Origin of the sequence: Corynebacterium sp. MSK047 (genome assembly GCF_030232285.1) — a bacterium.
GTDB lineage: Bacteria > Actinomycetota > Actinomycetes > Mycobacteriales > Mycobacteriaceae > Corynebacterium > Corynebacterium jeikeium_D.
The window spans coordinates 20,415-46,471 of sequence record NZ_JASPJI010000013.1 but is presented as its reverse complement, the minus strand read 5'-3'; the positions used below and the strand labels follow the sequence as shown (position 1 = coordinate 46,471).

The following is a 26,057-nucleotide window of genomic DNA, read 5'->3' as shown; positions in this document are numbered from 1 at the left end:
CCGTCCAGCCCCTCAGTTGATCTGTGACGATGAGAAGGATTCCAGCTCATCCTCGTAAGTGTCGCCGCCTAGCTGTTTGATTTGCTGGAGCGAAAGTCTGGCTTCTTCCTCGTCGATCTTGCTCATGGCGAAACCGACATGTACGAGAACCCAGTCACCGGCGGTGAGGTTCTCGTCAACAAGTAAATCGGTGGAAATCATGCGTGCGACGCCACCAATTTCCACTGTTGCACGGGCAGCATCGTGGACTTCTGTGATGACGGCAGGGACACCAAGACACATACGCTTCTCCTCGTTTGCAATACTTATCGAGACTACCATCAGAGGCAGCGAGCCTCGTTTTCGAAGGACGAGTGACGCAAGCAGTTTTGTCCGCCACCAGCTGTGAAGTTAGGGATAGTGAGCATGCAGCCGAAGAATCGTCTGAACACCAACGAAGCCAAGGTAAACACCAATATTGGTCGCGTTCGGGCACGTCCGTTCAGGCTTCTCGACGACTACGTCACCTTGCAACACGGCTCCGGTGGAAAGGCATCCGCAGCTCTAGTTGAACAGGTCTTTTTCGACGCCTATGGCAATGAAATTCTAGGGCAGGGTGGCGACTCCGGGCTCTTCGCTGCCGATGCCGTCGTCGAAGCTGCGGCAGCTTCTGCACATGGTGGGGCGCGGTTGGCAATGTCCACCGACTCCTATGTGGTCAATCCCATCGAGTTCCCGGGCGGCAACATCGGGGATTTGGCCGTCAACGGCACGATTAACGATCTGGCGGTAGCTGGAGCCAGGCCCCTGGCGCTGACCGCATCGTTCATCCTGGAAGAGGGGCTGGAGATTGCGACTCTGCGCCGCATTGTGGCGAGTATGCGCGTCGCTGCCGATGCCGCAGGGGTGAGCATCGTCGCCGGCGACACCAAGGTTGTGCCGAAGGGCGCAGGTGACCAGGTCTACATCACCACGGCCGGGGTGGGCGTGGTCCGCGGCGACTACGCCGGTGCCGCTACGGCAGGATCTGTCTACGCAAACATCGAGGCCGGAGACCGCATCCTCGTCTCCGGTCCAATCGCCGATCACGGCATGGCCGTCATGCTCGCCCGCGGCGACTTGGCTCTGGCCGCGCCTATCGAGTCCGATACCCGCGCTGTCAATGGTCTGGTCGAAGCGCTACTTGAAGCTGCACCCGGCACTCGCTGGATGCGCGATGCCACCCGCGGCGGCCTCGGGACCGTTGCCAACGAGCTCGCCCGCGGCACCGGTCTTGGTGTTGTGCTTGACGACGAATCCATTGCGGTCCGTGAAATGACCCGTGGCGCCTGTGACATGCTCGGCATCGATCCGCTCTACGTCGCCAATGAAGGTACATTCGTCGCCGTTGTCCCCGCCGAGCAATCCGAGGCAGCGCTCAGTGCACTCCACGCAGCCGGGGCTTCCGAGGCTTGTGATATCGGCTCCATCGAGGACGAGCCCGCCGCTTCCGTGGTACTGGTCACCGGATTCGGTGGCACCCGCATGGTGGACATGTTGGTCGGCGACCCGCTGCCGCGCATCTGCTAGACATCCATGCCCGTTGCCGCCAGCAGGCGGCCGGCCACCGCCTGACCAAGACTCAATCCGCCATCGCCCGGCGGCACAATTTGATGCTGCAACAGAGTAATGCCCTCAGCTGCAACTTCGCGCCGCAGCAGCTCCATCAACAGCGCATTATTCGCGCAACCCCCGCTGACGCCGACAACATCGGTGCCGGCTTCCTCCGCAGCCTGCACCAATCGCTTGCCGACGACACCCGCGACCCCACCGTGAAACACAAATGCGGCCTGCTCAGCGTCAGGCGAAGCTACCGCCTCCCGAATGACGTCCTGGAAGGGCACTGGCTTGGTCTCTGAACTGACCGCTCCAAGCGCTTCCGCATGTGACCTCACGTAGCGAGTCGCCGCTGCCTCCAACTCCATGGCCGCTTGCGCCTCGTAGCTGATGGCCCCGCCACCACGCCAGCGAGGAAGCAGCAGTGCTGCGGCGGCATCGAATATGCGGCCGAGAGAAGAAGTTTGCACTGTGCCAACTCCCGTCGCCAACTGGCTTTTAACCAGGGCTACTTCGCGCTCGTTGGAGAGATTGCGCAGGAGGTGGTCATCGTCAAGCTCCCACTCGTGCGCGAGACCGAGGGCGAGCCGCCACGGGTGCGTGACGGCGCGATCGCCTCCGACCAACGGGAAAGTGGGGCAGTGCCAGGTGCGTTCCCAGGTTGCGGAACTGCGACTGAGCGTGAGGATCTCGCCGCCCCAGATGGAGCCATCGGTGCCATAGCCGGTGCCGTCGAGAGTGGCGACAACTGCATGACCCGCATTGGGGGAGAGGAGACGGTGCTCCGCGAGTAGGGAGAGCGCGTGCGCGAAGTGGTGTTGAACCGAGAGGAGGTCGATGTCGTGCTCGGCGGCGAAGCGTTCGGCGAAGGCGGTCGTGGCGTAGCCCGGATGAAGATCGCAGACGACAAGGTCCGGGGTCGCATCGCGCATGGAAAGGAGCTGGTCAACTGCTCTCTGGTAGGCCTTCTGGCTGGCCCACGAACCCATGTCGCCAATGTGCGCGGAGACGTGAGCGAGGTCCCCATGCGCGATAGCGAAAGTGTTCTTCAGCTCTCCGCCGGTCGCGAAAATGGTGGGTTGGGACGTGCTCCGGGCGCTGGTGCCAGGGCCAGTGTGGCTACGAGAATCGGTGGGCGTGATTGAAACGGGGACGGGAGCGAAGCCGCGGGACCGGCGCGATGGGGCGGTGCCGATGAAAACCGAATCTTCAACGGGTACGTGGATTTCGCGGTCGTGGAGGATGAAAGCGTCGGCGATGTGACCGAGCTTCTTCAGCGCGTCGGCATTGTCGGTACAGACGGGCTCGCCACTGAGGTTGCCGCTGGTGACCACGAGCGGGCGATCGCAAAGCAGCAGGTGAATGCCTGAGTACGGAAGCATAATCCCGAAGCTGTCGAGGCCCGGTGCGATGAGATTGGAAAGCGGCCCCGACCGCTGCTTCGGTGCAATCACAATCGGTGCCTCAGGGGAGTCGAGGAAACGCTTCTCCTGCTCAGTTAACTCAACCAGTTGGGCAGCGGTGTCAACAGTGGGGGCCATTACCGCCAACGGTTTGTCGGGTCGACGTTTGCGCATCCGTAGTTTCTCGCAGGCAGCGTCATTGGTGGCATCGCAGACCAGGTGAAAACCACCAATACCTTTGACGGCGAGCAGGGCGCCGTCGTCAAGCAGTGCGTGTGCGCGACGAAAGAGCGCGAGAACCTCCTCGCGGGAGGTGGCGGTGGTGGTGCCGCCTGCATCGTGCCAGCTCAGACGCGGGCCACAGTCGAAGCAGCTGATTGGCTGAGCGTGATAGCGGCGGTCGGTGGGGTCGGTGTACTCGCGCTCGCACGGGGTGCACATCGGAAAGGCCGCCATAGTGGTGCGCGGGCGGTCGTAGGGCAGTTCAGTGATGATGGACAGGCGCGGTCCGCAGTTGGTGCAGGAGATGAAAGGGTAGAGGTAGCGCGGGTTGGTAGGGTCGAAAAACTCACGGCGGCAGTCCGGGCACAGTGCAGTGTCGGGCGGAAGCAGTGCGCGGCCGGAGTAGCTGTGGCGAGAGGGCACGATGGTGAACTCGCGCTCATGGCCCAGTGTCGCGATGTGCTCGGCGGAGTGATTGATGATGCGGGCAAGCGCCGGCAGTTCGGTGAAAAGCTGGCTGCGGAAGGCAGCGAGGGCGTCCGACGTGCCTTCTACCTCGATGAATACGCCCTGCTCATCGTTGCCACAGAAGCCGACGAGACCCGCGCGCCGGGCGATGGTGGCGACAAAAGGGCGGAATCCGACCCCCTGGACGATACCTTCGATACGCCAGCGAATGCGTTGAATGCTCGTACCCATCCCCGCCCCGGTCGCGCCTGCCTTTTCCATGCATTCAACTTTACGTAAGCGGCTCGGGTCCGTTCGCACTGCTAGTTTGGAGATTGTGCACGAAGTAGCGTTGAGCATGCAGTTAGCGAAGGTTGTCACGAGAGCAGCCGAAGGTCGAACTGTACGCACTGTGCACCTGCGGATAGGCGCTCTACGGCAGGTTGTGCCAGAAACCCTTTCATACGCGTGGGATTTCGTCAGTCGCGATACCGGTTTGGGGGACGCGAAATTGGATATTGACTGGGTACCTGCGGTTGTCGAATGCACGCACGGGCATCGCGAACAGGTGGGGCCACTCGACGGCCTGCTGTGCCCCACGTGTGGAAAGCCGGGACGCGTAATCTCGGGGGAAGAGTTCACAATCGTCGACATCGACGTCGACACGCACAAGTAGGAAAGACGGTTTTATCATGGGACGTTTCCACCGGCATGACGGCGATGACGCACACCACCACCACCATCATCATGACCACGACCATGACCACCATCACGGCCATGACCACGTTCATCTCGCCGATCCCGATGACACTAGCCACGGCGACCACTCAGGTTATGAAACCGGCGTGGAACGCGTGACCATCCTCGAGGACATCTTCAGCGAGAACGACCACCGCGCGGAGCATAATCGCGAGCTGCTTGCTGAGCATGGCGTGGAAGCCATCAACCTGATGAGCTCCCCGGGTTCAGGCAAGACTGCGCTGTTGGAGAAGACACTGGCGGCTGCGCAGGGAAAGCTGCGCGTCGGCATTATCGAGGGCGATATTGAGACGGCTCTCGATGCCGACCGCCTGGAGGGTTACGGGGCACAGATTTCGCTGCTGAACACGGGCAACGGATTCGGTGGTGAATGCCACTTGGACGCCCCGATGGTCTCCCGCGCGCTCGAGGGGCTGGATCTGTCCACGCTTGACCTGGTCATGATTGAAAATGTGGGAAACCTTGTCTGTCCGGCTGAGTTTGAGGTCGGTGAGACTCGCAAGGCAATGGTCTACTCCATCACCGAGGGGGAGGATAAGCCGGTCAAGTACCCGGTGATGTTCCGCTCTGTGCAGGTAGTGGTTATCAACAAGATGGACCTTGCCCCGTACCTTGACTTCGACATGGAGCTCTTCCGCGCCAACCTGGAAAAGGTCAATCCAGGCGTGAAGGTGATTGAGGTCTCCGCTAAGACCGGGGAGGGCATCGACGAATGGCTCCGTTGGGTCAACCCTGCGCTGGTTGATTAAGCGCGCGCCGGGGGCCGTCGTGAAGCAATGGGAGGCGTCACGGCATGCTTGACGACGGCTCCGTTACCCCCCCCCTCGCTTCGCTCCACCTTAGTGGGGGATAGGTGATATCCCGCTGTAATCTGTGGCGGTTTTTCACGTTCACTACCTGTACCTGGAGCTATATTTACGCAACATTTATCTTGCATATTATTTTGTTATAACCGCAGCGCAGCACCATTATTCAGGTTGTTCTTAGGTCGCTATACTTGGCCATGTATAGGCAATGGGCCTTGGTAGTTGTAAAACCTCGAAACCAATATTCCTAATAACTAAGCAGAAGGCGCAGCGAAAAAAATGATTAGTGGCGCGAATTGGCAGGAAGGGACCCTCGGCGAAAACCTCGCTAGAGCTGGTGTCTCACGGCGCAGTTTCATGAAGTTTTGTGGCACTATGGCGGCAATTTTTGCCGCCGGAACTCCGAATGTCGGTGAGGCTGCGGCGCAGTCACTGACTCCCTCAGCGGAGGAAATCGCAGATAAGCTCTCGGCTGTAAAGAAGCCGAAGGTGGCTTGGCTGCAGTTGCAGGAATGTACCGGATGTATGGAATCCGTATTGCGTTCCGGAGGCACGACTGCTGAAGACGTGGTGCTGAACCTGGTTTCAATGGACTATAACGAGCTGCTCATGGCACCGTCCGGGCACGCGGCCGAAAAAGCTTTGGATGACATGAATGCGGAGGACCACATTCTGGTGGTCAATGGCTCGATTCCGACCGGCGAGAACGGTGCGTACTGCACCATTGGTGGTAAGTCGGCAGAGCAGGTGCTGCTCGAGGCTGCTGAGAAGGCCACGGCAATCCTGGCCGTTGGTGCCTGCGCAGTCTGGGGTTCTGTCCAGGCTGCTAAGCCGAATCCGACCGGCGCTAAGGGCGTCGATGAGATTATCAAGGATAAGCCGGTGATTAACGTCTCTGGTTGTCCGCCGATTGGTGAGGTGATTACGGCCACCCTGACGTACGTACTCACTTATGGCAAGACTCCGGAGGTCGACGCTGAGGGAAGGCCAAAGTTTGCCTACGACCAGCGTATTCACGACTCCTGTCCGCGTCGCGCGCATTACGATGCCGGTCAGTTCGTGAAAACCTTCGACGACGAGGGCGCACGAAACGGCTGGTGCCTTTACGAGGTCGGCTGTAAGGGGCCATCCACGTTTAGCCCATGCCCAATCGTGCAGTGGAACCTTAAGTCCGGTTGGCCAATCGGTGCTGGTCACCCATGTATTGGCTGTACTGAGAAGGACTTCTTCGACCAGTTCACTCCGTTCTACGACAAGCTGCCGGGAATCCCGGGTATTGGAGTGGAGTCCAGCGTGAACACGGTCGGCGTTGGACTGCTGGCTGCCACTGCCGCGGGTGCCGCGGTCCATGGCGGACTCACACTGGTGAAGGAACTGAAGATAAGGCGCTCCAACGGCGAAGAAAAGGTGTTGGCTGCGTTTGGTGGTGTGGAAGGCCGGAAGCCACCGATGGTCGACCTTCCTTCAAACTCACCAGGCACGCAGAGCGAGACAGCATCCGATTCGAAGGACAACTAAGGGGGCATAGGACATGGCTACGGAAAAAGTTGTAATCGACCCGATTACCCGAATCGAGGGACACCTTCGCATTGAGCTGGAACGCGAGGGAGACCAGATCAAAACCGCGTGGAGTGAGACTACTCAGTTCCGCGGTATCGAAACCATTGTGAAAAACCGCGATCCTCGCGATGTTTGGGCATTCGTTGGTCGTATCTGTGGTGTGTGCACGGGTACTCACTCGGTGGCGTCCATTGCCGCTGTCGAAGATGCCATTGGCTCGACACCGCCCCCGCAGGCACGTCGTATTCGCGACCTGGTGATTGGCTCGCAGGAGATTCACGACCACGTCGTTCACTTCTACCATCTTCACGGTCTGGACTGGATTGATGTCACGAAGGCTCTCGAGGCAGATCCGAAGAAGACCGTTGAGTTCGCGCAGTCGATCGGCTCGACGTGGAAGGGCAATAACGAAGAAACCTTCGCCCGGGTCAAGGAGACCGTGCAGGGCATTGTGGACTCCGGCCAGCTGTCCATCTTCACCGGCGGCTACTGGGGACATGAGGACTACCGCTTGCCACCTGAGGCCAACCTGATGGCAGTGTCGCACTACCTCGACGCCTTGGCTTTCCAGCGCTCTATCATCCGCATTAACACCGTCTTCGGCGGTAAGAATCCACACCCGAACTTCCTGGTCGGAGGCATGGCGTGCTCCATCGACCCGGAACGCTCGGAGACTGTCAACCAAGTCGGCATTGATCAGATCAAGTCCTGGATCGACGAGATCGTGGAGTTCGTCAATGACTGCTTCTACCCAGATGCAGTCGCCATCATGAGCGTTTACAAGGACTACTTCGACATCGGTCGCTCCTCCGACAGCTTCCTGGCGGTAGGCATGGCCGGCGCCACTTACTCCGGCGACCCGGCTAAGTCCCGTGTCCAGACGGTGCATCCAAACATCAAGCCCGGTGTCATTCTCGACGGTGACTACACCAAGCTCCACCCATTCCAGCCGGAAAAGATCGAGGAATTCATCAACTCCGCCTGGTATACGCAGGAAGCCGGCGATGATGTCGGCCTGAAGCCGTACGACGGCGAGACAACTGTGAACTACACCGGCCCGAAGCCGCCGTATGAGTGGCTGTCGGACAATGAAAAGTACACCTGGTCGAAGGCGCCGCGTTACGACGGTCGCGCTGTTCAAGTTGGCCCGGTTGCTCGTGTGCTGTTGGCGTACCTGCAGAAGGAGCCGGAGACAATGCGCCTGGTCGACGAGGTCATGGATAAGCTCGACCTGCGCATTGAGCAGATGAACTCCACTGCGGGACGCACCTACGCACGTGCTGTGGAGTCTGTGACCACCGCCAATTACTTGGCAGATCACATTTTCCCGGAGTTCGTTGAGGCTCTGAAGAACGGCGACATCGATGTCTTCGACAACAGCCGTTGGGAGCCGACCACGTGGCCGGAAAAGTGCCAGGGCGTGGGTTTCCTCGAGGTCGCTCGTGGCATGCTCAGCCACTGGGTCAAAATTGAAAATGGCAAGGTGACCAACTACCAAGCCGTGGTTCCGACCACGTGGCTGGCCGGTGGCCGTGACCCGAAGGGGCAGCTTGGCCCATACGAGCACGCGCTGGCTGGCGATGGCACGCATCCGCTGGTTGATCCCGAGCAGCCGCTTGAACCACTTCGCACGATTCATTCCTTCGATCCATGTATGGCCTGCGCAGTCCACATTTTGGATCCGGCTGGTCAGGAAATGTTTAAGGTGACGACGGCATGACACCCCCAGTGAGTGAAAATCCGGAACTGCGACTAAAAGATTCCAAGGGCAACCCCCTGGTTATTGCGGTTATTGACGCACACACCAGCCACTGGTTGTCGCCATCCGAGGTCATTCAGGCCGCAGCAATTGTCCCGGACGACTCCCGCGATCCTGTCGACCTTGCGCTGAAGGTCAGTTTGCGTCGTCGTCGTGACGATCTTTTCCATCTCGACGGCACGCCACTGATGAAACTGACCCCGGATTCCTACGACCCGGCAACACCTGACCGCCGTTACTCCATCGCCAAGGTGCACGGCCTCAACATTGCGGATCAAACGGTCGATGTCGCCATCATGCGCGGTGAATTGAATGCGGTCGTTGAGGCATCCACGATGTCCCGTGAGGAAGGCGTTCTACTTCGTCGTAACGCGAACATGCACCATGGTCGCGGGCACCGCAGTATGGGCGTCGCGCTTGCGCCCATTGACAAAGACGGAAATATCATCGGAGAGTTCATCTTCGAAGGATTCGTGGCAATGGGGCTGCGGAAACTCGACGAGGCCATTGCGGAAAACAAAAAGGGTTCCGGTTCGTGGGTCGAGGTTCACCTGTGGGGATGGGCGCTGCGCGTTCAGCATTGGTTGAACCTGGCGCTGATGTTGGTGATGACCTTTACCGGCTGGTACATCATGCAGCCCTATTTGACCGAGCGCACCTATGACGGCTCGGCCGCGGGCTTCGCGATGGGATATGTCCGTTTCGCGCACTTCTTAGCCGGATTCCTATGGATCGCGGTGGGGCTATGGCGTGTCATTCTGCTGTTTGTTACCCACGACCGACAAACACGATGGCGTGCGCTATGGCCGATTTATAACAAGCAGGATGTTAAAGACCTCTGGCACACGATGCAGTACTACCTCTTCCTGCGCAAGGAAGGGCCGTTCTACTTCGCTCACAATCCGCTGCAGCAGCTGGCGTACACCGGCATTTATGTGATGTGTTTCATTCAGATGCTCACAGGCTTGTCGCTATACGCGATGATGGATCAGTCCAACTGGTTCTTCCAGCTGCTGGCTATGCCGACGCACTGGATTGGCATCGGCTACTTCCGCCTGATTCACACAATCATCATGTACCTGATTTGGCTCTTCGCCATCATTCACGTCTACCTGGTCATCCGCTCCGATGCGGTGCACAACCACGGTGGTCTGTCCTCGATGATTGGTGGCTCTGTCTGGCTACCGCGCGGCACGCAACCGGTTGACTCTCCACGCATTGGATAGGAGATCATTGGGTAACGATAAGGTGTCCGACGCAGTCACCGGTGCTGATGCTGGCACTCCGTTGGTGACGGTTCTTGGCATCGGCAACCCCGTCATGGGCGACGACGGCATTGGTCTCGAGCTGCTGAGGCGTCTTGCCCCAGAACTGGAATCTGCAGGCATGGGGCAGACAACGCAGGCTGGGGATTCTGCGCATCTGGTCTGGTCGCCCTCCAACCTCGATGATCCTGCGAACCTCGCCGGGCGAGGGGACGAATGGACGGGTGCGGTTGCCTACATCGATGGTGGCACCTGCGGTATGGAGTTGCTGCCCATCGTGCAGGAGGCCAAGAACCTATTGTTGCTCGACGCTCTCGCTGGTCCCGGGGATCCCGGTACCGTCGTCAAGCTCGTTGGTGACCAGATCCCGCGACTATTGGCGGCAAAGCTGTCCGCGCATCAGGTCGGCTTGCTGGATTTGCTCACCGCGGCGCGACTGCTGGGGCAGGAGCCTGAGCGCGTCGGTGTGGTGGGAGTGGTCTACGAGTCTGCCGACATGGTGGTGGGGCTCAGCAACACGGCACTTGGCGGCATTGAGGAGGCGACTGAGGTTGCGCGCGAGCTCATCGACAGCTGGCTTGCCGACGAGCGCGAAAGCGACGTCTAACTCTCGCCCTCAGCGTTGACCTCAACACTGGAGATTTCAAACTCGCGGCCGTGCCGCAAATCCGCAGTTGGGGTGCCGCAGACAGGGCAGGTTAGAGCATAGAATTCATCAATTTCATGCTCGGCCTCGCAGGTGGGGCAGTAGACCGTCGAGACAATGAGCTCGGCGTCTAACTCGGCGCCCTCACACTGCGTCGCGGCACTGGCCACAGGCCACGCGGCGATGAGGGAATCGTAGACGACTCCGGAGCGGTCGCCCACACGCATTGACACCTTTGTCACGGTACGTCCCGGGCAGACCTCGGCAATCTTTTCCACCACGCTGGTCAACAATCCAAGCTCATGCACAGATACCATTATGGCGAAGCACTCAGCGCGAAGGAGGCGCAGGCGGACCATGTCATCCAAATCCGTTCCGGCTACCCAGCACATCCAGCTCGATGAGCTTGTTGACCCATTCGAGGCACGACTGGATGTCTATCGCGATGACAACGGTGCCATCACACAGGTGTCCTTCGACCTTTCAGGGCTGCCGCGTATCGACGGGATGCTGGTCGGGAAGCGGGCGTTGGATGTGCCAGATATCACCAAGCGGCTATGTGGCCTTTGTCCGGTTGTGCATCACCTTGCAGGCGTGCGAGCGGTGGAGGACCTCTACGGGATTTCCGACATTCCCCGAACCGCACAGTTGATTCGAGAGCTGCTAGCGGCCGGGTCGACCTTGGACAATCTAGCGACCAAGTTTGTGGCCGTCGACCGCGAGGGGGCGCGGGCAATGAAGCGTGCCGGAAAAGCTCTGATGCGTGCAGCGGGGGCACCGTCGCACTTCCCGGATGTCGCAGTCCCCGGAGGCGTGCGCGCGACAGTGGACAAGTCGCTGGTTTCTGAGGCAGAAAGTGCTCTGGAGGCGCTGGCTGCGACGGCGGTAATCAAGGAAGTGGAGCTTCTTGCCGCCCCCGATGCTCCTGATGCTTGGACAGATACTTTTGACGGCCTCGATGTCGTAGTTGTCGATGCTGATGGTGAGCTTGCTCCGTTAGGAAGCTACCTGGCAGTCGCGCGGCATGACACCGATACCGCGGCGCAGATTTTCCCGGCTGCTGATTGGCCTACACGCGTTCGGGAGTCCCGTCCGGGCGATGCCGCTCCCAGACCGGTGTTTGATGCCTCAAAGGAGCTGGGCAAGGACGGCGGTAAAGGTCAGCGGGCAGATTTCTACCGGGTGGGGCCGGTCTCCAGGCAGGTTGTCGTCGATAAGCGTGGAATCAGCCCACGCGACGCCCAACGCCAGCTTCTCGCTGACACCGTGGCTTGGGCAAAGCGGGTGCTTGCCGACGGGGAACTGCTAGGCGACTATGTGTGCGATCCGAATGCCGCGACAGCGATTGAGAATGCTGATTTTGAAGGGCATCGCAGTGGTGTCGGGATGGTTGACGGGCCACGTGGGCTGTTGGTGCATCGCTATACGGCAGGGGCTGACGGCATCATCACAGATTGTCAGATTATGACGCCAACTGCGCAGAATGAACCCTGGCTGACTCGTATGCTCACCGAGCAGCTGTGCGGTGGAGGGGAGACTGCGGGGGTCGAGAAGTCCATCTGGGCCGCCGATCCGTGCCTACCATGTAGCTCGGCACCTGCGGGAGTGATGACATTCAAGATGCAGGAACATGCCGGTGCACCTGCGGACAAAATGACAACGGATAGCCGTGGTTTGGCAGACGCCCCGACTGTAGTGGAGAGGACGAAGTAACACGATGTGTCTTGGAATTCCTGCCCGGGTTTTGGCAATCGCCGATGGTCCACTGCCGATGGCGACAGTGGATATGGCGGGGCAGAAGAGGCAATGCTCGGCAATGTACGTGCCTGAGCTGGTGGTAGGTGATTGGGTGTTCGTCCAGAACGGGTTCATCATGAACGTGCTGGACGAACAGGAGGCCAAGGAGTCCTTAGCCGCAATTGAGGAATATAACCTCATCGAACATGTCGCTGAGGTCTCCCCGAAAGGGCGGACCTAGTTCACGCAGGTCACGCCGGCGGCGTCGATAGCGGGGCGATCTTCCTGCGGAATTGCCCCGCCTTCCTGGCCGATGACATCGCCATTGGAACCATCTTCGACTTCAGGTGCAGGTTCGGCACCGTCGCCCGAATCAGTGGCCATTCCCTCTGATGCCAATCCTGGACCTTCGTAGTCACCGGCAATCGTCACTGAGATGTGGTGCGGATCGAGGTATGGATCGTGGACAATCGGTACGCCACCGAGTGCTTCAGAGATGGCCTGAGCTGCCGGATCCTCTGGGTCAGCCGCATTGATCTGGCTGGAGGCAACGCCGGCAAACTCAGCGTTGCCGACCTCTCCCTGGGTGTAGCCCTTTTCCGTTAAGAAACCTGAGACGCCGCTGGCCAAACCTTCAATGCCTGTGGCGTTGTAAACGCTGACTGTAGTTTCAGCCGCGTTGGGGTCAGCCTTCTTTTCGTCTTCTTCCTTCGCCGGAGCTTTTTCTTCCTTGGTACCCAGCAGGGTCTCGAAGTACTGGTGGACCTGGCCCTTATCGATTGTGACCACCGATTCGCCATAGTCACCGACACCGTCAATCGAGGTCACCGGGATAGTTTCAAACTTCACGTTGCCACCACTGAGGCCCTGCATCTGGGTAGCAAATCCGGTGACATCCCAGTTGTCGTCGAGCACCACCGAGCGTTGGACGGCGTTGCCCAGCTCAGACAGCTTCGCGGGATTAGACAGTGTGCCAGCGCCGAGCAGCTTATTGGTGAACGAGGCCATGAAGACCTGCTGGCGAGTAATTCGGTCGAGGTCACCGCGGGGCAGGCCGTGGCGCTGGCGGACGAATGAGAGCGCGTCGGCACCCTTCAACGTCTGTGAACCCGCCGGGAAGTCCGCACCCGAGAACTCGTCGTAGACAGCCTCATTCAGACATACATCGACACCGCCGATGGCGTCGGTGAGCAGGACAAAGCCGAGCAGGCCAACTTCTGCGTAGTGGTCAACGGTGATACCGCTGAGGTCGCTAATGGTTTCAATTAGAGCTCTACGTCCGGCCTCGGTCGAGCGACGCTCAATGTCTTCCGGGGAGGCCCCGCTTCCTGCGAGTTCCTCTTCCACCATCTGCTTTGTGTTGCCGTAGACACCATTAATCTTTGTGTTGCCTAGGCGATTGGTGTGTACATAGGTATCGCGCGGAATGGAAATCGCCGTCGCTGAAGAACCATCGGCAGGAACACGAATCACAATAATCGTGTCTGTATTCGTGGCTTCTTCGTCGCCGGCACGCAGAAGCTCAACTTCTTCCGGAGTCAGCGGGTTGCCCTGGGCATCGGTGCGGGAGTCGGAGCCGACGAGCAGAATATCGGTTGCACCGTCCTTCTCACTGCCCAGGCCGAAGTCGCCACCCGAACCCAAGTTGTCGGTGGTCCTACCAAGTGTCCACCAGCCAACTGCGGAAATAACGAGGATAATGGCCGAGAGCAGCACAAGCGCATTGCGCAGCATCGGCGGCCAAGCTTGGGCGGTACTCTCTGCAGAGGACGGTGGCGCTTGAATATCGCGTGCGTGACGCGCGCGTGGCGTGTGGCTGCTCAAACCGGGGCTCCTCTTAAACCGTTTTCGAAAATATAATTTGTGCTGCATGTCTGCGAGGGCATTCCACACATCGTGGAGGGCAGTAAGCAGCTGCAGAAACTACATAAACCTTAACCATCCAACCGTGTGCGGTTGCACCTCAACACAGTGTCAATCGTATCTACGATAGTGATAAAGAAGAATATGTCTGAAATTTCAGTCTCGCATTTCGCCACCCATGGACCAACCTGCAGCAACTCGCGGCGTCCCATTATCGCCATAACTGGTGCAGCTGGACAGCTGGGTACTGCGCTTCAGCGTGATTCTTTCGCCGCCGATGTTGAGGTGCGCGCTCTCACTCGGGCACAGTTGGATATCACTGATTCGGCTGCTGTGGAGGCAACGCCTCTGCTTGACGACGTCGACATCATCATTAACGCGGCAGCGGCGACCGATGTCGATGGTGCAGAATCCGATCCCGGTTCAGCGCACCTAATCAATGCACTTGGACCGAAGTACTTGGCGGCTCGGGCGAAAAAGGAAGACGCGTATCTCATTCACATCTCCACCGACTATGTCTTCGGTGATGTAGCAATCGATGAGATGACGGGGCAGCGCCGAGCGCTGCGAGTTGATGATTTCACCGCGCCTCAGACTATGTATGGACGTACCAAGTTAGTGGGGGAGAATCATGTGCGTGATTCGGGTGCGCGTTTCGCTATTTTGCGCACGGCGTGGGTCTGGTCGGGGCCCACACAGCCGGAGGCCAAGGACTTCGTTTCCACGATGATGCGTCTGGCAGAGACGGCGACTGACGACAAAGGCAATCCGGCAATTATTAAGGTCGTTGACGATCAGCACGGAAACCCCACATTTGTCGGTGATCTCGCCGGAGCTGTCTGGGAGTTGTCCGAACGTGTGTTGTCCGAACCGAGCAGCGCACCGACCGGCACCTTCCATGTCACGGGCAGCGGTGAGGCGACATGGTTCGAAGTGGCTCGCGAAGTGTTTCGGCTCACCGGTCACGATCCGCAGCGTGTGGCGGCTTGTACCAGCAGTGAGTTCCCACGTCCGGCCCCGCGGCCGGCCTGGTCCGTGTTGGATGGTTCGGCATGGAGTGAGGTAGGTCTACATGCGCTTCCGGAGTGGCAGGACACTTTGCGTGCTGTCCTGACCTAGGGTCTAGGTTTGTGAATGCAACCTCGAATTCCCCGCAACCCTCGCAGCTTCCGCTCGGTGTGGTCACCGTGACCTTTTCGCCCGGTGAGCACCTGAGCAAGCTGGTGGATTCGCTGGGCCCCGCCGCCAGTGCCTCCACGCGTCTGATTATGGCCGACAACGGCTCGACGGATGGTTCCGTGGAGAAGGAAGAAGCTCGGGCCAAGGAGACCGGAGCGGATGTTCAGCTTCTGCGTACCGGCGGCAACATTGGCTATGGCGCGGCCGCCAACCGTGGCATTGCGGAGCTGGGGCGGGCTCGCCGTGCTGGTGAAATCAATCCTGATTACGTCATGCTGGTCAACCCTGACGTGGTGTTTGCCCCTGGCGCAATCGATGTTCTGTTGGAATGCGCGCAGCGCAACCCCAAAGCTGGAGCGATTGGTCCGCTGATTCGCGAGGCGGATGGCAGCGTGTACCCGTCGGCACGCGCGGTTCCTAAACTTGTCAGCGGTATCGGACACGCGCTGCTTGCCGATATCTGGCCTACTAACCCTTTCTCACGTCACTACCGGGATGACACGGATATGGATCGTGAGCGATCGGCGGGATGGTTGTCGGGCGCATGCCTGCTGCTGCGGTGGGATGCGTTCGACCAGATTGATGGCTTTGATACCCGCTACTTCATGTACATGGAGGACGTGGATTTGGGTGACCGACTGGGCAAGGCCGGTTGGAGCAATGTTTTCTGTCCCCGTGCAGAGATACGTCACGCGCAGGGACATTCTGCCAGTAAGCACCCGGAAATTACCGTAAAGGCCCATCACGAGTCGGCATACCGTTTTATGTCAGATCGCCTGCCGGGGCCGGCGCTGGCACCTGTGCGACTGGCATTGCGTTTGGGGCTGTTCCTGCGTGGCAAAGTCATAATCGCGGTCAAAAAGCGTAGGAATTAATTAACTGTTGGAATGATCCATCGAAGAAAGTTACCGATTTCATGACTACCGAAGTTCGTCCGAGTGCTGGGCATGGCTCCGCCTTCCAGCCGGGAGCGGATGCTGCACAGCAGGCGGGAGCCACGTTGGCTGAACAGACTGACGCTGTCATTCTGGTCGGCGGGCAAGGTACGCGTTTGCGTCCCCTTACCGTGAATACGCCGAAGCCGATGCTGCCCACGGCAGGGCATCCATTCCTGGAGCATCTGCTTGGCCGCATTCGTGCAGCAGGTATGAAGCACGTGGTATTGGGCACCTCCTACCGAGCTGAAGTATTTGAAGAACACTTCGGCGACGGTTCGGATTTGGGTCTCGAAATTGAATACGTCTTTGAGGCTGAGCCGCTGGGAACCGGTGGCGGTATCCGAAACGTCCTAGACAAGCTGCGCTATGACACCGCAATGATTTTCAATGGCGATGTCCTCGGCGGTACCGACTTGCGCGCGGTGTTGGGCACCCACGCGGAGAAGGATGCGGACGTTACGATGCACCTCGTCCGTGTGCCGGATCCACGCGCGTTCGGCTGTGTTCCGACCGATGAGGATGGGCGCGTCCTGGAGTTCCTGGAGAAGACCCAGGATCCGCCGACCGATCAGATTAATGCCGGTATCTACGTGTTCCGCCGCGAGATTATCGAGTCGATTCCGGCTGGTCGCCCCATTAGCGTTGAGCGTGAAATCTTCCCAGCGCTGCTTGACCGCGGTATGAACGTCTACGGTCACGTTGATTACGCCTACTGGCGTGACATGGGGACTCCGGGTGACTTCGTCCGCGGCTCCTCTGATTTGGTCCGCGGTATCGCGCCGTCACCACTCCTAGAGGGTAAGCACGGCGAAGCGCTTGTCGACGAATCTGCGTCGGTCGGTGGCGGTGCTCTTCTCTACGGTGGCTCTGTTGTCGGCCGTGGGGCGGAGATCGGTGCGGGAGCTCGGATTGATCAATCGGTGATCTTCGACGGCGCACGCATCGGTGCCGGTGCTGTGATCGAGCGCTCTGTGATTGCCGATGGCGCCGATATCGGCCCGCGAACGGTCATCAGTGATGCCATTATCGGCGAGGGTGCCGTCGTTGGTGCGCGCTGTGAATTGATTAACGGTATCCGCGTGTGGCCGGGCGTCCAGATCCCCGATCACGGAGTACGTTTTTCGACGGATGTCTAGTCTGCAGCCTTCGGCGTGTCAGACTTTTGTCGGCAATATCTGATTAGAGTTGCCGAAGTGTCGTCAAAGTTGCTGGTGAGAGGCATGTGGCGAATGTGATTGAGTTCAGGTGGCAGGTTTAGGGTTCGGGCGCCATCCTTCAACCTGAACTTAATCCCCAACGCGGGGGGAGGGGCTTCAGGGGCAATGAAAAGTATTGGGGCAAATTCTCTATTCGGCTTGACCGATGGTGGGTTACACGTGTGTAATCACAAATGTGTGTTTCGCACACTAAGCCCAATTTAAAGACCCGCAGCAACAACCATCAGGAGGCCCTCGGCATGGAAAAGTCCAGCATGTTTGATGGCGGCTCTGCTGTGGATAGTGAGACGAATGCGGGTGACATCGCTGTGAATGATAGCTCCTCTGAAAACCAGCCTCGGCCGTTGACAGAGTGGGCAGATGACCTTTCGGGGTTGTTTGAAGCCGTCGATCAGGACTGGCAGGAGCAAGCTCTGTGTGCCCAGACCGATCCAGAAGCTTTCTTCCCTGAGAAGGGTGGATCCACTCGCGAAGCAAAGCGTATTTGTCGTGCTTGTGGTGTGCGAGATGAATGCCTGGAGTTTGCTCTCGAGCATGATGAGCGCTTCGGCATTTGGGGTGGCCTCTCTGAGCGTGAGCGCCGCCGTTTGAAGCGGCAGATTGGCTAGGGCAGCCGGGTCTGCATTTTATCCTTCGCTCGACCTCGCAGTTTCCCCTTGGGTAATACCCTGGGGGATTTTTCGGTGAACGAGTTTTTCCTGCTCTCTAGAGAGCTCCCTAGAAGAAAGCTTTCTACAGGAAGTTCTCGTCGAAACTAGGGTCCACCTCAACCGGGTCAATGCCCAGATATACCGCTATCAGGCGGGTCAGTACATATTGCAGCATCTGGTCCAGTTCCACTCGGCCCGAGACACGGCGCTCAATGGGGCGGCGGAACACTACTACGCAGGGGCGGGTGGGGTTGCCCACGCGGTCAATGCCAGCGGGGATGAGCCGTCCCAGTGGTACAGGTCCGTCAGCGACAATCTCTTCCGGGAAGTACATGTCCGGGCGTAGCTGCATGCGAGGAATCGTATCGATGGCGATGTCCAGGTGTGACAGTTGTCGGGACCAGCGCTGATCTAATGGGGCGTAGGCGTCAATAACCGCCTGGTCAAAAGCTTCTGAGCGGCTCTTCCAGCGAGGTACTTCCGGCGGCAACAGAGGTCCCCGAGGTCCGCGGCCGCGTCGCAGTGAGCGTCGCAATGAGCGCGGAGTATAAGCCGATGAATTCATATTTGTTGAGCATAATCGGTCGGCTTGTCAACGTGGGTGAGGTCAGCTTCCGGCCATGTCGCAGGTTTACTGGGTAAGGCTGGGGTGTCTGGGGGCGCGTCGGAAAGCGAAAAACGCCCGGGGTGGGAGAAAAACTATCGAAACTTAAAGTTAGGGTCTAGACTTTGATGCCGTGAGTGTTTTTAGACGTTGTTGCCGGCCCGGCTGTGGCAAACCTGCCGTAGCTACGTTGACGTATGCCTACGCGGAGTCGACGGCTGTGGTGGGGCCGCTCGCCGCCGCGTCCGAACCGCATAGCTGGGATCTCTGTGAGAAGCACGCGCGTTCCATCACCGCACCGCTGGGTTGGGAGCTCGTGCGTTACGACGTGCCGACGCCCGCCCAGGACGATGATGATTTGACGGCACTGGCGGAAGCCGTCCGTGAAGCTGGCCGCAACGCGACTGGCCTGGTGCTGCGGGATGAGGTCGACAACCGTCCTCAGACCTACAAGATTGATTCCAGCCGTCACCCGTCGACGCGGAAATCCGCGCGCGGTCACCTGCATGTAGTTCGCGATCCGGAGGATTCGGACGACTAACAGGTCGGGCGCCGTGCCCTAGCTCATGCCATCTTGCCGCGGCATTTCTTTGTGAGAGCCTCTCTGTGGCTAGTATCATTTTTCACAAAACTGATACTTACCCAGAGAGGTTTTTCGTGGGCACTTACAATCGTTCCGATTTGGATGCCGTCATCAAGGCCTATGACGTGCGCGGTGTTGTCGGTGAGGGCATCGACGCGGACCTTGTCGGAGCCATCGGCGCCGCCTTTGGACACATCATGCGTTCAGAGGGCGCAACACGTGCCGTAGTCGGCCACGATATGCGTGAGTCCTCGCCGGAGCTGGCGGCTAGTTTCGCCGACGGCGCGGCTGCACAGGGGCTCAATGTCACCCTGCTCGGCCTGACCTCTACGGACGAGCTGTACTTTGCTTCCGGTGTAAAGGAATGTCCGGGCGCGATGTTCACTGCCAGCCACAACCCAGCTGAATACAACGGCATCAAGATGTGCCGTTCGCTCGCCCGCCCAATCGGGCAGGAGACAGGGCTCGCTCAGATTAAGGATCTGCTTGTCGACGGAATCCCGGAGTACACCGGCACTCCGGGCGAAATTGATCACGAGGATGTTCTGCAGGATTACGCGGCGTTCCTTCATGGGCTGGTCGACATCCGCTCTGGCCGTCGCCTGAAGGTTGCAGTCGATGCCGGTAACGGTATGGGGGGACTGACAGTCCCGGCAGTGCTCGGAGAAGACATGGATGTTGCTGACCTCTACTTTGAGCTCGACGGCAACTTCCCGAATCACGAGGCCAACCCATTGGAGCCCGCCAACCTCGTTGACCTACAGAAGTTCACGGTGGAGCAGGGCGCAGACATCGGTATTGCCTTCGATGGCGACGCTGACCGCTGCTTCGTCGTCGACGAGAAGGGTAACCCGGTCAGCCCATCGGCCATCTGTGCGTTGGTGGCCACCCGCTACCTGGAGCAGAACCCGGGCGCGGCTATCATCCATAACCTGATTACCTCGCACGTCGTGCCGGAGATGATTGTGGAAAACGGCGGAACCCCGGTTCGTACCCGTGTTGGGCACTCCTTTATTAAAGCGCAAATGGCCGAGCACAGTGCTGTTTTTGGTGGCGAGCATTCGGCGCACTACTACTTCAAGGAATTCTTCAACGCTGACTCCGGCATGCTCGCCGCCATGCATGTCCTGGCCGCACTGGCAGAGCAGGATAAGCCACTGAGCGAATTCATGGCCGAGTACAACCGCTACGAGGCCTCCGGTGAGATTAATTCCCGCCTGGGCAGCGCAGAGGAGCAGCAGGCCAAGCAGAAGGAAATCGAGGCTGCGTTTGCCGATCGGACCGAGTCCTCGGACTGGATGGATGGCCTGACCATTGAGCTGGCGGACTCCAAGGCGTGGTTCAACGTCCGGGCCTCCAATACGGAGCCGCTGCTGCGTCTGAACGTCGAGGCGCCGACGCGTGCTGAGGTTGACGCTCTTGTCGACGAAGTTCTCGGCATCATCCGCGGTTAATCAACCCCACACGCCCGTTTTCAGGCATGCTTGGGAGTATGACCTCGTCATTCGACTCCTCCCATAACCCGCGCCAAGAGGCCCTGTTCTACCGTATGGCCACTGCCGGCGCAGGTCTCAGAGCTGCTGCCTCCGCAACTCGCGGGGGAGCATTTGCTCAACTTCCACTGCCGCGCAGCGCGGTCATCCTCGTGGGAAATCGTCGGGCGCAGCTCGCCGCCGAGTCCGTGCGCGCGCTTGCCGACGACATCCGCTGCCCGGTCGTAATTGCGCATCAGTTGCCCAGTTATGTCGGAGCCCTCGACTTGGTCATCGTCTGTGACGACAACCCCGGCAGTCCACTGGGTGCAGCTCTGGCTGAAGCTGATAGGCGAGGAGCAGCCACGGTCGTGGTGGATCCCGGTGAAGGGCCATTGCGTGCCGCCGGTAGTCCCGATACGGTTGTGGTTCCGCGCCCGGCGATGGCGGAGTCCGCGTCCTTTACCGCCTATGTCGGTGCCATCGCCAGCGCGCTCACTGAATGTGGCGCCACCGCCCTGGCTCCGGCCGGGGTAGTCGAGGAAGTCGCCGATGCGGTGGACACCGATATTGCGGCTTGCGCTCCGCAGCGAGATGAAACAGTTAACCCCGCGCGGCAGGTAGCGCAGTGGTTGGCAGGCCGCAGAATGCTTGCAGTGTCGACGACCTCGGCGCTGGCGCCGGTAGCGGAGCTGGCATCGTTACAGATGCTCGAGGCAGGCGTGGTCTCGGCAGTGTCGTCGATAAGCGAATTGTCTCTTAGCGTGGGCGCGTTGCTCGCTGCAGAACCCCAGGCAAGCCGGGATATTTTCTATGACCCGTTCATTGATGGTGGGGATGAAGGGGCGACAGTGCTACCGTTGGGGGCGATTGTTTTAGCTGCGCCGAACAACGTGGGCCACTACCGGGACCACTACGGCGAGGCTGGATGGGCTCGTGTGGAGTGCCCCGCGCTCGATGCGGAGACTCATCATCCACTGGTTGAAGTATGTGTTACTGCAGCCAGAGTTGGTGCGATTGCGGCGTTTTCTGCGTAATCGCCGGGTGTCACCGAAGGCTTTTGGGTCTTCGGTGAGATTGGCGTGCTTGCGCCAGTAGTGACTATTAGAGGAGTGATACGGGCATGGAGCTGTTGGACCCCGTGCTGCAGTCGTACCCCTGGGGGTCTCGTACACATTTGGCGAGAATCACCGGTGCGGACGCTCCCACATCGAAGCCCTGGGCGGAACTGTGGTTTGGTGCGCATGCACTGGCATCGGCCACCGTAGCCGGCACGCCGTTGGATGAGCTCATTGCGCAGGATCCGGCGGCTGCGCTCGGATGCGCAATTGACACCGACAACGGCAGGCTGCCGTTCCTGTTGAAGCTGCTCGCAGCCGATGAGCCGCTATCGCTGCAAGCACACCCCACCTTGGCAGAAGCTCAGGAGGGATTTGCACGCGAAAATGCGGAAGGCATTCCGGCCACTGCACATTTCCGCAATTACCGGGACAATAACCACAAGCCAGAACTCATTGTCGCCCTGACTACCTTCGACGCGTTGGCCGGATTCCGCCCGGTGGAGCGCACGAAGGAGTTGCTCGCGGCGCTGGCGGTACCGGAGTTCGACCACTACATGGGACTGCTCGATGCCGCCGATGACGAGAGCGCTCTGCGGGCATTGTTTACAACGTGGTTGACGTTGCCCCAGGATGTCCTCGATGAGCTGGTCGAAGCCGTGGCTGCCAAGTGCGCGGATTACAGTGGCGAGGACGAGGAGTTCTCGCGAGTAGCCGAGACCACCTGCGAACTGGCTCGAAAGTATCCGGGGGACCCGGGAGTCCTGGGCTCGATGCTGCTTAATCGCCTTCGCTTACAGCCGGGCGAAGCCATCTACCTTGGTGCGGGACAGCTGCATGCTTACCTCAATGGCATGGGCGTGGAAATCATGGCCAACTCCGACAACGTGCTGCGCGGAGGCCTGACCTCTAAGCATGTCGATGTCGTAGAGCTACTGCGCGTGCTCTCTTTCCGCCCGCTGCCAGATCCGGTGCTGCAGTCGCGGCTGACCGATGATGGCTGGAATGACTATGACGCGCCGGTGCGCGAGTTCCGCCTTCGTTCGCGGGACCTGGAGCCGGGCGAACATGTTCTGCTCGACGAAGATTCCGCCACGGTTGTGTTGTCTACAGCGGGGACGGTTACGTTGCGTCACGACGACTCCGTGGTTGAGGTTCCCAGCGGCCATGCGGCCTGGGTTCCGGCTGTTGACGCAGTCGATATTGAGTTGACTGCGCGCCAAGGCGGGGCAACCGTCTTTGTCGCGACCGTCCCGCGGGTGGGTTAGTCCTAGTCGTTATCGAAGAGATTTCCCAGGAATCCGGAGTCCTTCGGCTTTTCCGGGATTGGGGAAATCTTGCTATTGATAGCCCCATTGCCGCCAGTGGTGTCCTTCTCCTTCGAAGGGGCCTGGTTGTTCGGCGGTGTCGGCTCCTTCGGGGACGTCGGCTCGTTCGAAGGAGTTTTCTGAGGAGTCTCGGACGGAGTTGTGGTTTGCGTACCCGACTGGGACTCCGCCTGCGATGAAGGCGGCTTCGGCTCAGCTGCTGCGTCACCGTCGCCTTCCGGAAGACTGTCGTTCGGCTTTTCCGAGTTATCTTCCGGTAGCAGTGGCACCGGCTTGCTGGGCGTCGGCGAAGAAACGTCGTCAGACGTGGGCTCTGTGGTCTCCGTGGTCGTCGGAGGTGTTGATGTGGTCGACGTCGGAGTTGTCGTACTAGAGCTTGTGGAAGTCGGCGGGATATACGCCTGCGGTGGCAGGTACGGATCCTCTACAATCTCGCTGCTCGATGGCGTGGTCGGACGAGGTACCAGACTGCCAGTCGTCTCAGTCAGCGAGGAATCCGAATTCGATTCAGTGCTCTGCTGCAGCTCGGCATCACTAGGAACTGGAGGCAGCGGAGCAGAGGTCTCCATTTTCGACTGAGAGCCGGCGTTTTCCGGGTTCGCCCCCTCGGCAGCATTGCTATCGGAGCAGCCAACGAGCGAAACGCTCAGGGGAAGGGCTGCGAGCAGAAGAGCTCCAAAAGCCTTCTTCACCATGGTAGGTACTCCTTTCGTGTCGTGCGTGAGGTCGCCCTGTAACGAAAAAGATAACAGTTGCATTACGAGGTCTGGGAACTAACTTAACATGCCCGTTATCTTCTCTCTAGGGTGAAAATTGTGTTGAGGGGATTAAATAAGTCTCTCGCACTGTAAAAGTGGCGAAAAGTCGGGTAGAACTTCGGTAAGGCCACATGCGGTTTTCCGGCTAGCGGCGCGTGCAGTCGACAGCTATTAGGTCGGCGGCCAGATTACCGTGGGCTCGTCGAAAAGCGCTCTTCGGAAAGCGCTCGTCGAAGACGAAAACTGGCAATTGGTTCGAAGCGCGAAAGGAGCGTGGCCACCTATCATGTCCATCTGGGAGACTGAGGTTTTTGGTAGCGATTCGGTCATTGAACTGTTCGATGAGGTTCAGGATCTCGACTCGCAGGATCGCGTTGGTGCATTGATTGATGCTGGCCGCATTGGGGTGGATTCCGAAAGTAGCGATGAGAAAGCATGCGCACTCGCGGCGGCTGTGATTATTGCAATTTGGAATGGTGCGCCATTTAGCGGCGGTGACATTGTGGAGGACTACAGCTTCATTCGGGAGGGAATCTCGGAGGCACACGGCAGCGAGGAGGATGCGTTGGCTATCGCCTCCGAGGTGTTCGATAGTCTTCTGGGGGAACTCAGTGAGTCTGACCAGGCGGCGCTGGAAAACTGTGTCGAAGCGGTAGAGTAATTCTCGCGTCCCCAGTACTGATTCTTTAAGAAGAATCTCACGTCAAAGAATCTAGAGAAAGCGTTACATGTCCTCGAAGAACATTGATTTCAAGGTTGCAGACCTCTCCCTGGCTGAGGCCGGTCGTCACCAGATTCGTCTGGCTGAGCACGAGATGCCAGGCCTAATGGCGCTGCGCGAAGAGTACGCAGAGCAGCAGCCACTGGCCGGTGCCCGTATTTCCGGCTCCATTCACATGACGGTTCAAACCGCGGTGCTCATCGAGACCTTGACGGCGCTGGGCGCAGAGGTCCGCTGGGCTTCCTGCAACATCTTCTCCACTCAGGATGAGGCCGCTGCGGCTGTCGTCGTTGGGCGAAACGGCACTCCGGAGGATCCGCAGGGTGTTCCGGTTTTCGCTTGGAAGGGCGAGACGCTGGAGGAGTACTGGTGGTGCCTCGACCGCATCTTTGACTGGGGCGATGAAGATGCCAACATGATTCTGGACGACGGCGGCGACGCCACCATGGCTGTCATTAAGGGTATGGAATTCGAGGATGCTGGCCTGGTGCCGCCTGCAGAAGAGTCGGATTCGGACGAGTTTATTGCCTTCAAGGACATGCTTCGCGCCAGCTTGGAGAAGGATGCCGGCCGTTGGCACCGAATTGCAAAGTCGGTCAAGGGTGTCACAGAGGAGACCACCACTGGTGTCCACCGCCTCTACCACTTCGCAGAGCAGGGCGTGCTGCCATTCCCGGCCATGAACGTCAACGATGCCGTCACCAAGTCCAAGTTCGATAACAAGTACGGCACCCGCCACAGCCTTCTGGACGGCATTAACCGCGGTACCGACATGCTGGTTGGCGGCAAGAATGTGCTGGTTTGCGGTTACGGCGATGTGGGTAAGGGCTGCGCGGAGGCGCTGGCGGGGCAGGGCGCTCGCGTTCAGGTCACCGAGGCCGACCCGATTAACGCATTGCAGGCATTGATGGACGGTTTCGACGTCGTCGCTACTGAGAGCGTCATCGCAGATGTCGACATTGTCATCACCGCCACAGGCAACAAGGACGTCATCACTTTCGAGCACATGCAGCAGATGAAGAACCACGCGCTGCTGGGCAACATCGGCCACTTTGACAACGAGATTGACATGCACAGCCTGCACCACCGCGATGATGTCCGTCGTGTGGAAATCAAGCCGCAGGTCACCGAGTACATCTTCCCGCATGCAGACGGCGAGGAGCGCTCTCTGATTGTGCTTTCCGAGGGGCGCCTGCTCAACCTGGGTAATGCCACCGGACACCCGTCCTTCGTAATGTCGACCTCGTTTGCCGACCAGACAATCGCGCAGATTGAGCTCTACTGCAACGGTGATAAGTACGACAACACTGTCCACCGTCTACCGAAGATTCTGGATGAGAAGGTCGCTCGGATTCACGTCGAGGCACTCGGCGGCGAGCTCACCCGACTGTCCAAGGAACAGGCCGAATACATCGGCGTTGATGTCGAGGGCCCGTATAAGCCAGAGCACTACCGCTACTAGTTCTAGCCAAGGCTAGGCCGCAGCCATGTGCGCGAGGAGAAAAAT

25 protein-coding genes are annotated in these 26,057 nt (G+C 59.2%); 19 read left to right on the top strand and 6 right to left on the bottom strand.

Going from position 1 to position 26,057, the window contains the following annotated elements:
* Positions 1–12: 12 nt before the first annotated feature.
* Positions 13–282 (bottom strand): HypC/HybG/HupF family hydrogenase formation chaperone, encoded by a 270-nt coding sequence (locus QP981_RS06700; RefSeq protein WP_049172773.1) that lies wholly within the window; start codon positions 280–282, stop codon positions 13–15.
* A 123-nt stretch (positions 283–405) separates the two neighbouring features.
* On the opposite strand from QP981_RS06700, the gene hypE reads away from it, so the two are divergent.
* Positions 406–1,548: a hydrogenase expression/formation protein HypE gene (gene hypE / locus QP981_RS06695; RefSeq protein ID WP_284857679.1), complete on the top strand. Its 1,143-nt coding sequence runs from the start codon at positions 406–408 to the stop codon at positions 1,546–1,548.
* Here the strand turns inward: hypE and hypF are convergent.
* The gene (gene hypF / locus QP981_RS06690) at positions 1,545–3,929 is read right to left on the bottom strand and encodes a carbamoyltransferase HypF (RefSeq protein ID WP_284857680.1); all 2,385 of its coding nucleotides are present in this window, start codon (positions 3,927–3,929) and stop codon (positions 1,545–1,547) included. The genes hypE and hypF overlap by 4 nt on opposite strands.
* Here hypF and QP981_RS06685 point away from each other — a divergent pair.
* The 6 genes from QP981_RS06685 to QP981_RS06660 all read left to right on the top strand — a co-directional run bounded on the left by QP981_RS06685 (position 3,886) and on the right by QP981_RS06660 (position 10,403).
* Entirely contained in the window at positions 3,886–4,323 is a 438-nt protein-coding gene (locus tag QP981_RS06685) for a hydrogenase maturation nickel metallochaperone HypA (protein ID WP_350309523.1), read from the top strand. The genes hypF and QP981_RS06685 overlap by 44 nt on opposite strands.
* A 16-nt stretch (positions 4,324–4,339) precedes the next feature.
* Positions 4,340–5,155 carry a hydrogenase nickel incorporation protein HypB gene (gene hypB / locus QP981_RS06680; protein ID WP_284857682.1) on the top strand — a complete coding sequence of 272 codons (816 nt, stop codon included), beginning with the start codon at positions 4,340–4,342 and terminating at the stop codon, positions 5,153–5,155.
* Between the two features lie 336 nt (positions 5,156–5,491).
* A complete protein-coding gene (locus QP981_RS06675) occupies positions 5,492–6,730 on the top strand; it encodes a hydrogenase small subunit (protein ID WP_070603462.1) in 1,239 nt (412 codons plus the stop codon).
* A gap of 13 nt (positions 6,731–6,743) precedes the next feature.
* Entirely contained in the window at positions 6,744–8,492 is a 1,749-nt protein-coding gene (locus tag QP981_RS06670) for a nickel-dependent hydrogenase large subunit (protein ID WP_070438472.1), read from the top strand.
* Positions 8,489–9,757, top strand: coding sequence for a Ni/Fe-hydrogenase, b-type cytochrome subunit (gene cybH, locus QP981_RS06665; protein ID WP_083296836.1), 1,269 nt, complete (start codon positions 8,489–8,491; stop codon positions 9,755–9,757). The genes QP981_RS06670 and cybH overlap by 4 nt, the downstream gene beginning before the upstream one ends.
* A gap of 61 nt (positions 9,758–9,818) precedes the next feature.
* Positions 9,819–10,403, top strand: coding sequence for a hydrogenase maturation protease (locus tag QP981_RS06660; RefSeq protein ID WP_070566238.1), 585 nt, complete (start codon positions 9,819–9,821; stop codon positions 10,401–10,403).
* Here the strand turns inward: QP981_RS06660 and QP981_RS06655 are convergent.
* Positions 10,400–10,759, bottom strand: coding sequence for a hydrogenase maturation nickel metallochaperone HypA/HybF (locus QP981_RS06655; RefSeq protein ID WP_187403833.1), 360 nt, complete (start codon positions 10,757–10,759; stop codon positions 10,400–10,402). The two genes, QP981_RS06660 and QP981_RS06655, sit on opposite strands and share 4 nt — an antisense overlap.
* A gap of 40 nt (positions 10,760–10,799) precedes the next feature.
* Between QP981_RS06655 and QP981_RS06650 the strand changes: the two genes are divergently transcribed.
* Entirely contained in the window at positions 10,800–12,155 is a 1,356-nt protein-coding gene (locus tag QP981_RS06650) for a nickel-dependent hydrogenase large subunit (RefSeq protein ID WP_284857683.1), read from the top strand.
* Positions 12,156–12,159: 4 nt separating this feature from the next.
* Positions 12,160–12,420, top strand: coding sequence for a HypC/HybG/HupF family hydrogenase formation chaperone (locus QP981_RS06645; protein WP_040360872.1), 261 nt, complete (start codon positions 12,160–12,162; stop codon positions 12,418–12,420).
* Here the strand turns inward: QP981_RS06645 and QP981_RS06640 are convergent.
* Positions 12,417–14,051 (bottom strand): LCP family protein, encoded by a 1,635-nt coding sequence (locus tag QP981_RS06640; RefSeq protein ID WP_502869556.1) that lies wholly within the window; start codon positions 14,049–14,051, stop codon positions 12,417–12,419. The genes QP981_RS06645 and QP981_RS06640 overlap by 4 nt on opposite strands.
* Positions 14,052–14,186: 135 nt before the next feature.
* Here QP981_RS06640 and rfbD point away from each other — a divergent pair, with 135 nt between their 5' ends.
* The 4 genes from rfbD to QP981_RS06620 all read left to right on the top strand — a co-directional run bounded on the left by rfbD (position 14,187) and on the right by QP981_RS06620 (position 17,984).
* A complete protein-coding gene (rfbD, locus tag QP981_RS06635) occupies positions 14,187–15,161 on the top strand; it encodes a dTDP-4-dehydrorhamnose reductase (protein ID WP_284857684.1) in 975 nt (324 codons plus the stop codon).
* A gap of 11 nt (positions 15,162–15,172) precedes the next feature.
* On the top strand, positions 15,173–16,096 hold the full coding sequence (locus QP981_RS06630; RefSeq protein WP_070438459.1) for a glycosyltransferase family 2 protein: 924 nt from the start codon (positions 15,173–15,175) through the stop codon (positions 16,094–16,096).
* 41 nt (positions 16,097–16,137) lie between these two features.
* On the top strand, positions 16,138–17,295 hold the full coding sequence (manB, locus tag QP981_RS06625) for a mannose-1-phosphate guanylyltransferase (RefSeq protein WP_048731655.1): 1,158 nt from the start codon (positions 16,138–16,140) through the stop codon (positions 17,293–17,295).
* A 320-nt stretch (positions 17,296–17,615) separates the two neighbouring features.
* Positions 17,616–17,984 carry a WhiB family transcriptional regulator gene (locus QP981_RS06620; RefSeq protein WP_005510060.1) on the top strand — a complete coding sequence of 123 codons (369 nt, stop codon included), beginning with the start codon at positions 17,616–17,618 and terminating at the stop codon, positions 17,982–17,984.
* A 124-nt stretch (positions 17,985–18,108) separates the two neighbouring features.
* Here QP981_RS06620 and QP981_RS06615 read toward each other — a convergent pair whose 3' ends face one another.
* Positions 18,109–18,591, bottom strand: a complete 483-nt coding sequence (locus QP981_RS06615) for a metallopeptidase family protein (protein WP_284857685.1) — start codon at positions 18,589–18,591, stop codon at positions 18,109–18,111.
* Between the two features lie 172 nt (positions 18,592–18,763).
* Here QP981_RS06615 and QP981_RS06610 point away from each other — a divergent pair, with 172 nt between their 5' ends.
* From QP981_RS06610 to manA, 4 genes are all read left to right on the top strand, one after another.
* A complete protein-coding gene (locus QP981_RS06610) occupies positions 18,764–19,171 on the top strand; it encodes a DUF3499 domain-containing protein (protein WP_005509890.1) in 408 nt (135 codons plus the stop codon).
* 116 nt (positions 19,172–19,287) lie between these two features.
* A complete protein-coding gene (locus QP981_RS06605) occupies positions 19,288–20,667 on the top strand; it encodes a phosphomannomutase/phosphoglucomutase (protein ID WP_284857686.1) in 1,380 nt (459 codons plus the stop codon).
* A gap of 38 nt (positions 20,668–20,705) precedes the next feature.
* Positions 20,706–21,722 carry a hypothetical protein gene (locus tag QP981_RS06600; protein WP_284857687.1) on the top strand — a complete coding sequence of 339 codons (1,017 nt, stop codon included), beginning with the start codon at positions 20,706–20,708 and terminating at the stop codon, positions 21,720–21,722.
* An 86-nt stretch (positions 21,723–21,808) separates the two neighbouring features.
* Positions 21,809–23,011: a mannose-6-phosphate isomerase, class I gene (gene manA / locus QP981_RS06595; protein ID WP_284857688.1), complete on the top strand. Its 1,203-nt coding sequence runs from the start codon at positions 21,809–21,811 to the stop codon at positions 23,009–23,011.
* 2 nt (positions 23,012–23,013) lie between these two features.
* Here the strand turns inward: manA and QP981_RS06590 are convergent, their stop codons facing one another.
* Complete coding sequence (locus tag QP981_RS06590) at positions 23,014–23,766, bottom strand: hypothetical protein (protein ID WP_284857689.1); 753 nt, start codon at positions 23,764–23,766, stop codon at positions 23,014–23,016.
* Between the two features lie 349 nt (positions 23,767–24,115).
* Here QP981_RS06590 and QP981_RS06585 point away from each other — a divergent pair, with 349 nt between their 5' ends.
* Together QP981_RS06585 and ahcY are read left to right on the top strand one after the other, a co-directional pair.
* On the top strand, positions 24,116–24,490 hold the full coding sequence (locus QP981_RS06585) for a DUF4259 domain-containing protein (protein WP_049191146.1): 375 nt from the start codon (positions 24,116–24,118) through the stop codon (positions 24,488–24,490).
* A 67-nt stretch (positions 24,491–24,557) separates the two neighbouring features.
* Entirely contained in the window at positions 24,558–26,012 is a 1,455-nt protein-coding gene (gene ahcY / locus QP981_RS06580; RefSeq protein ID WP_049172800.1) for an adenosylhomocysteinase, read from the top strand.
* Positions 26,013–26,057: the final 45 nt, after the last annotated feature.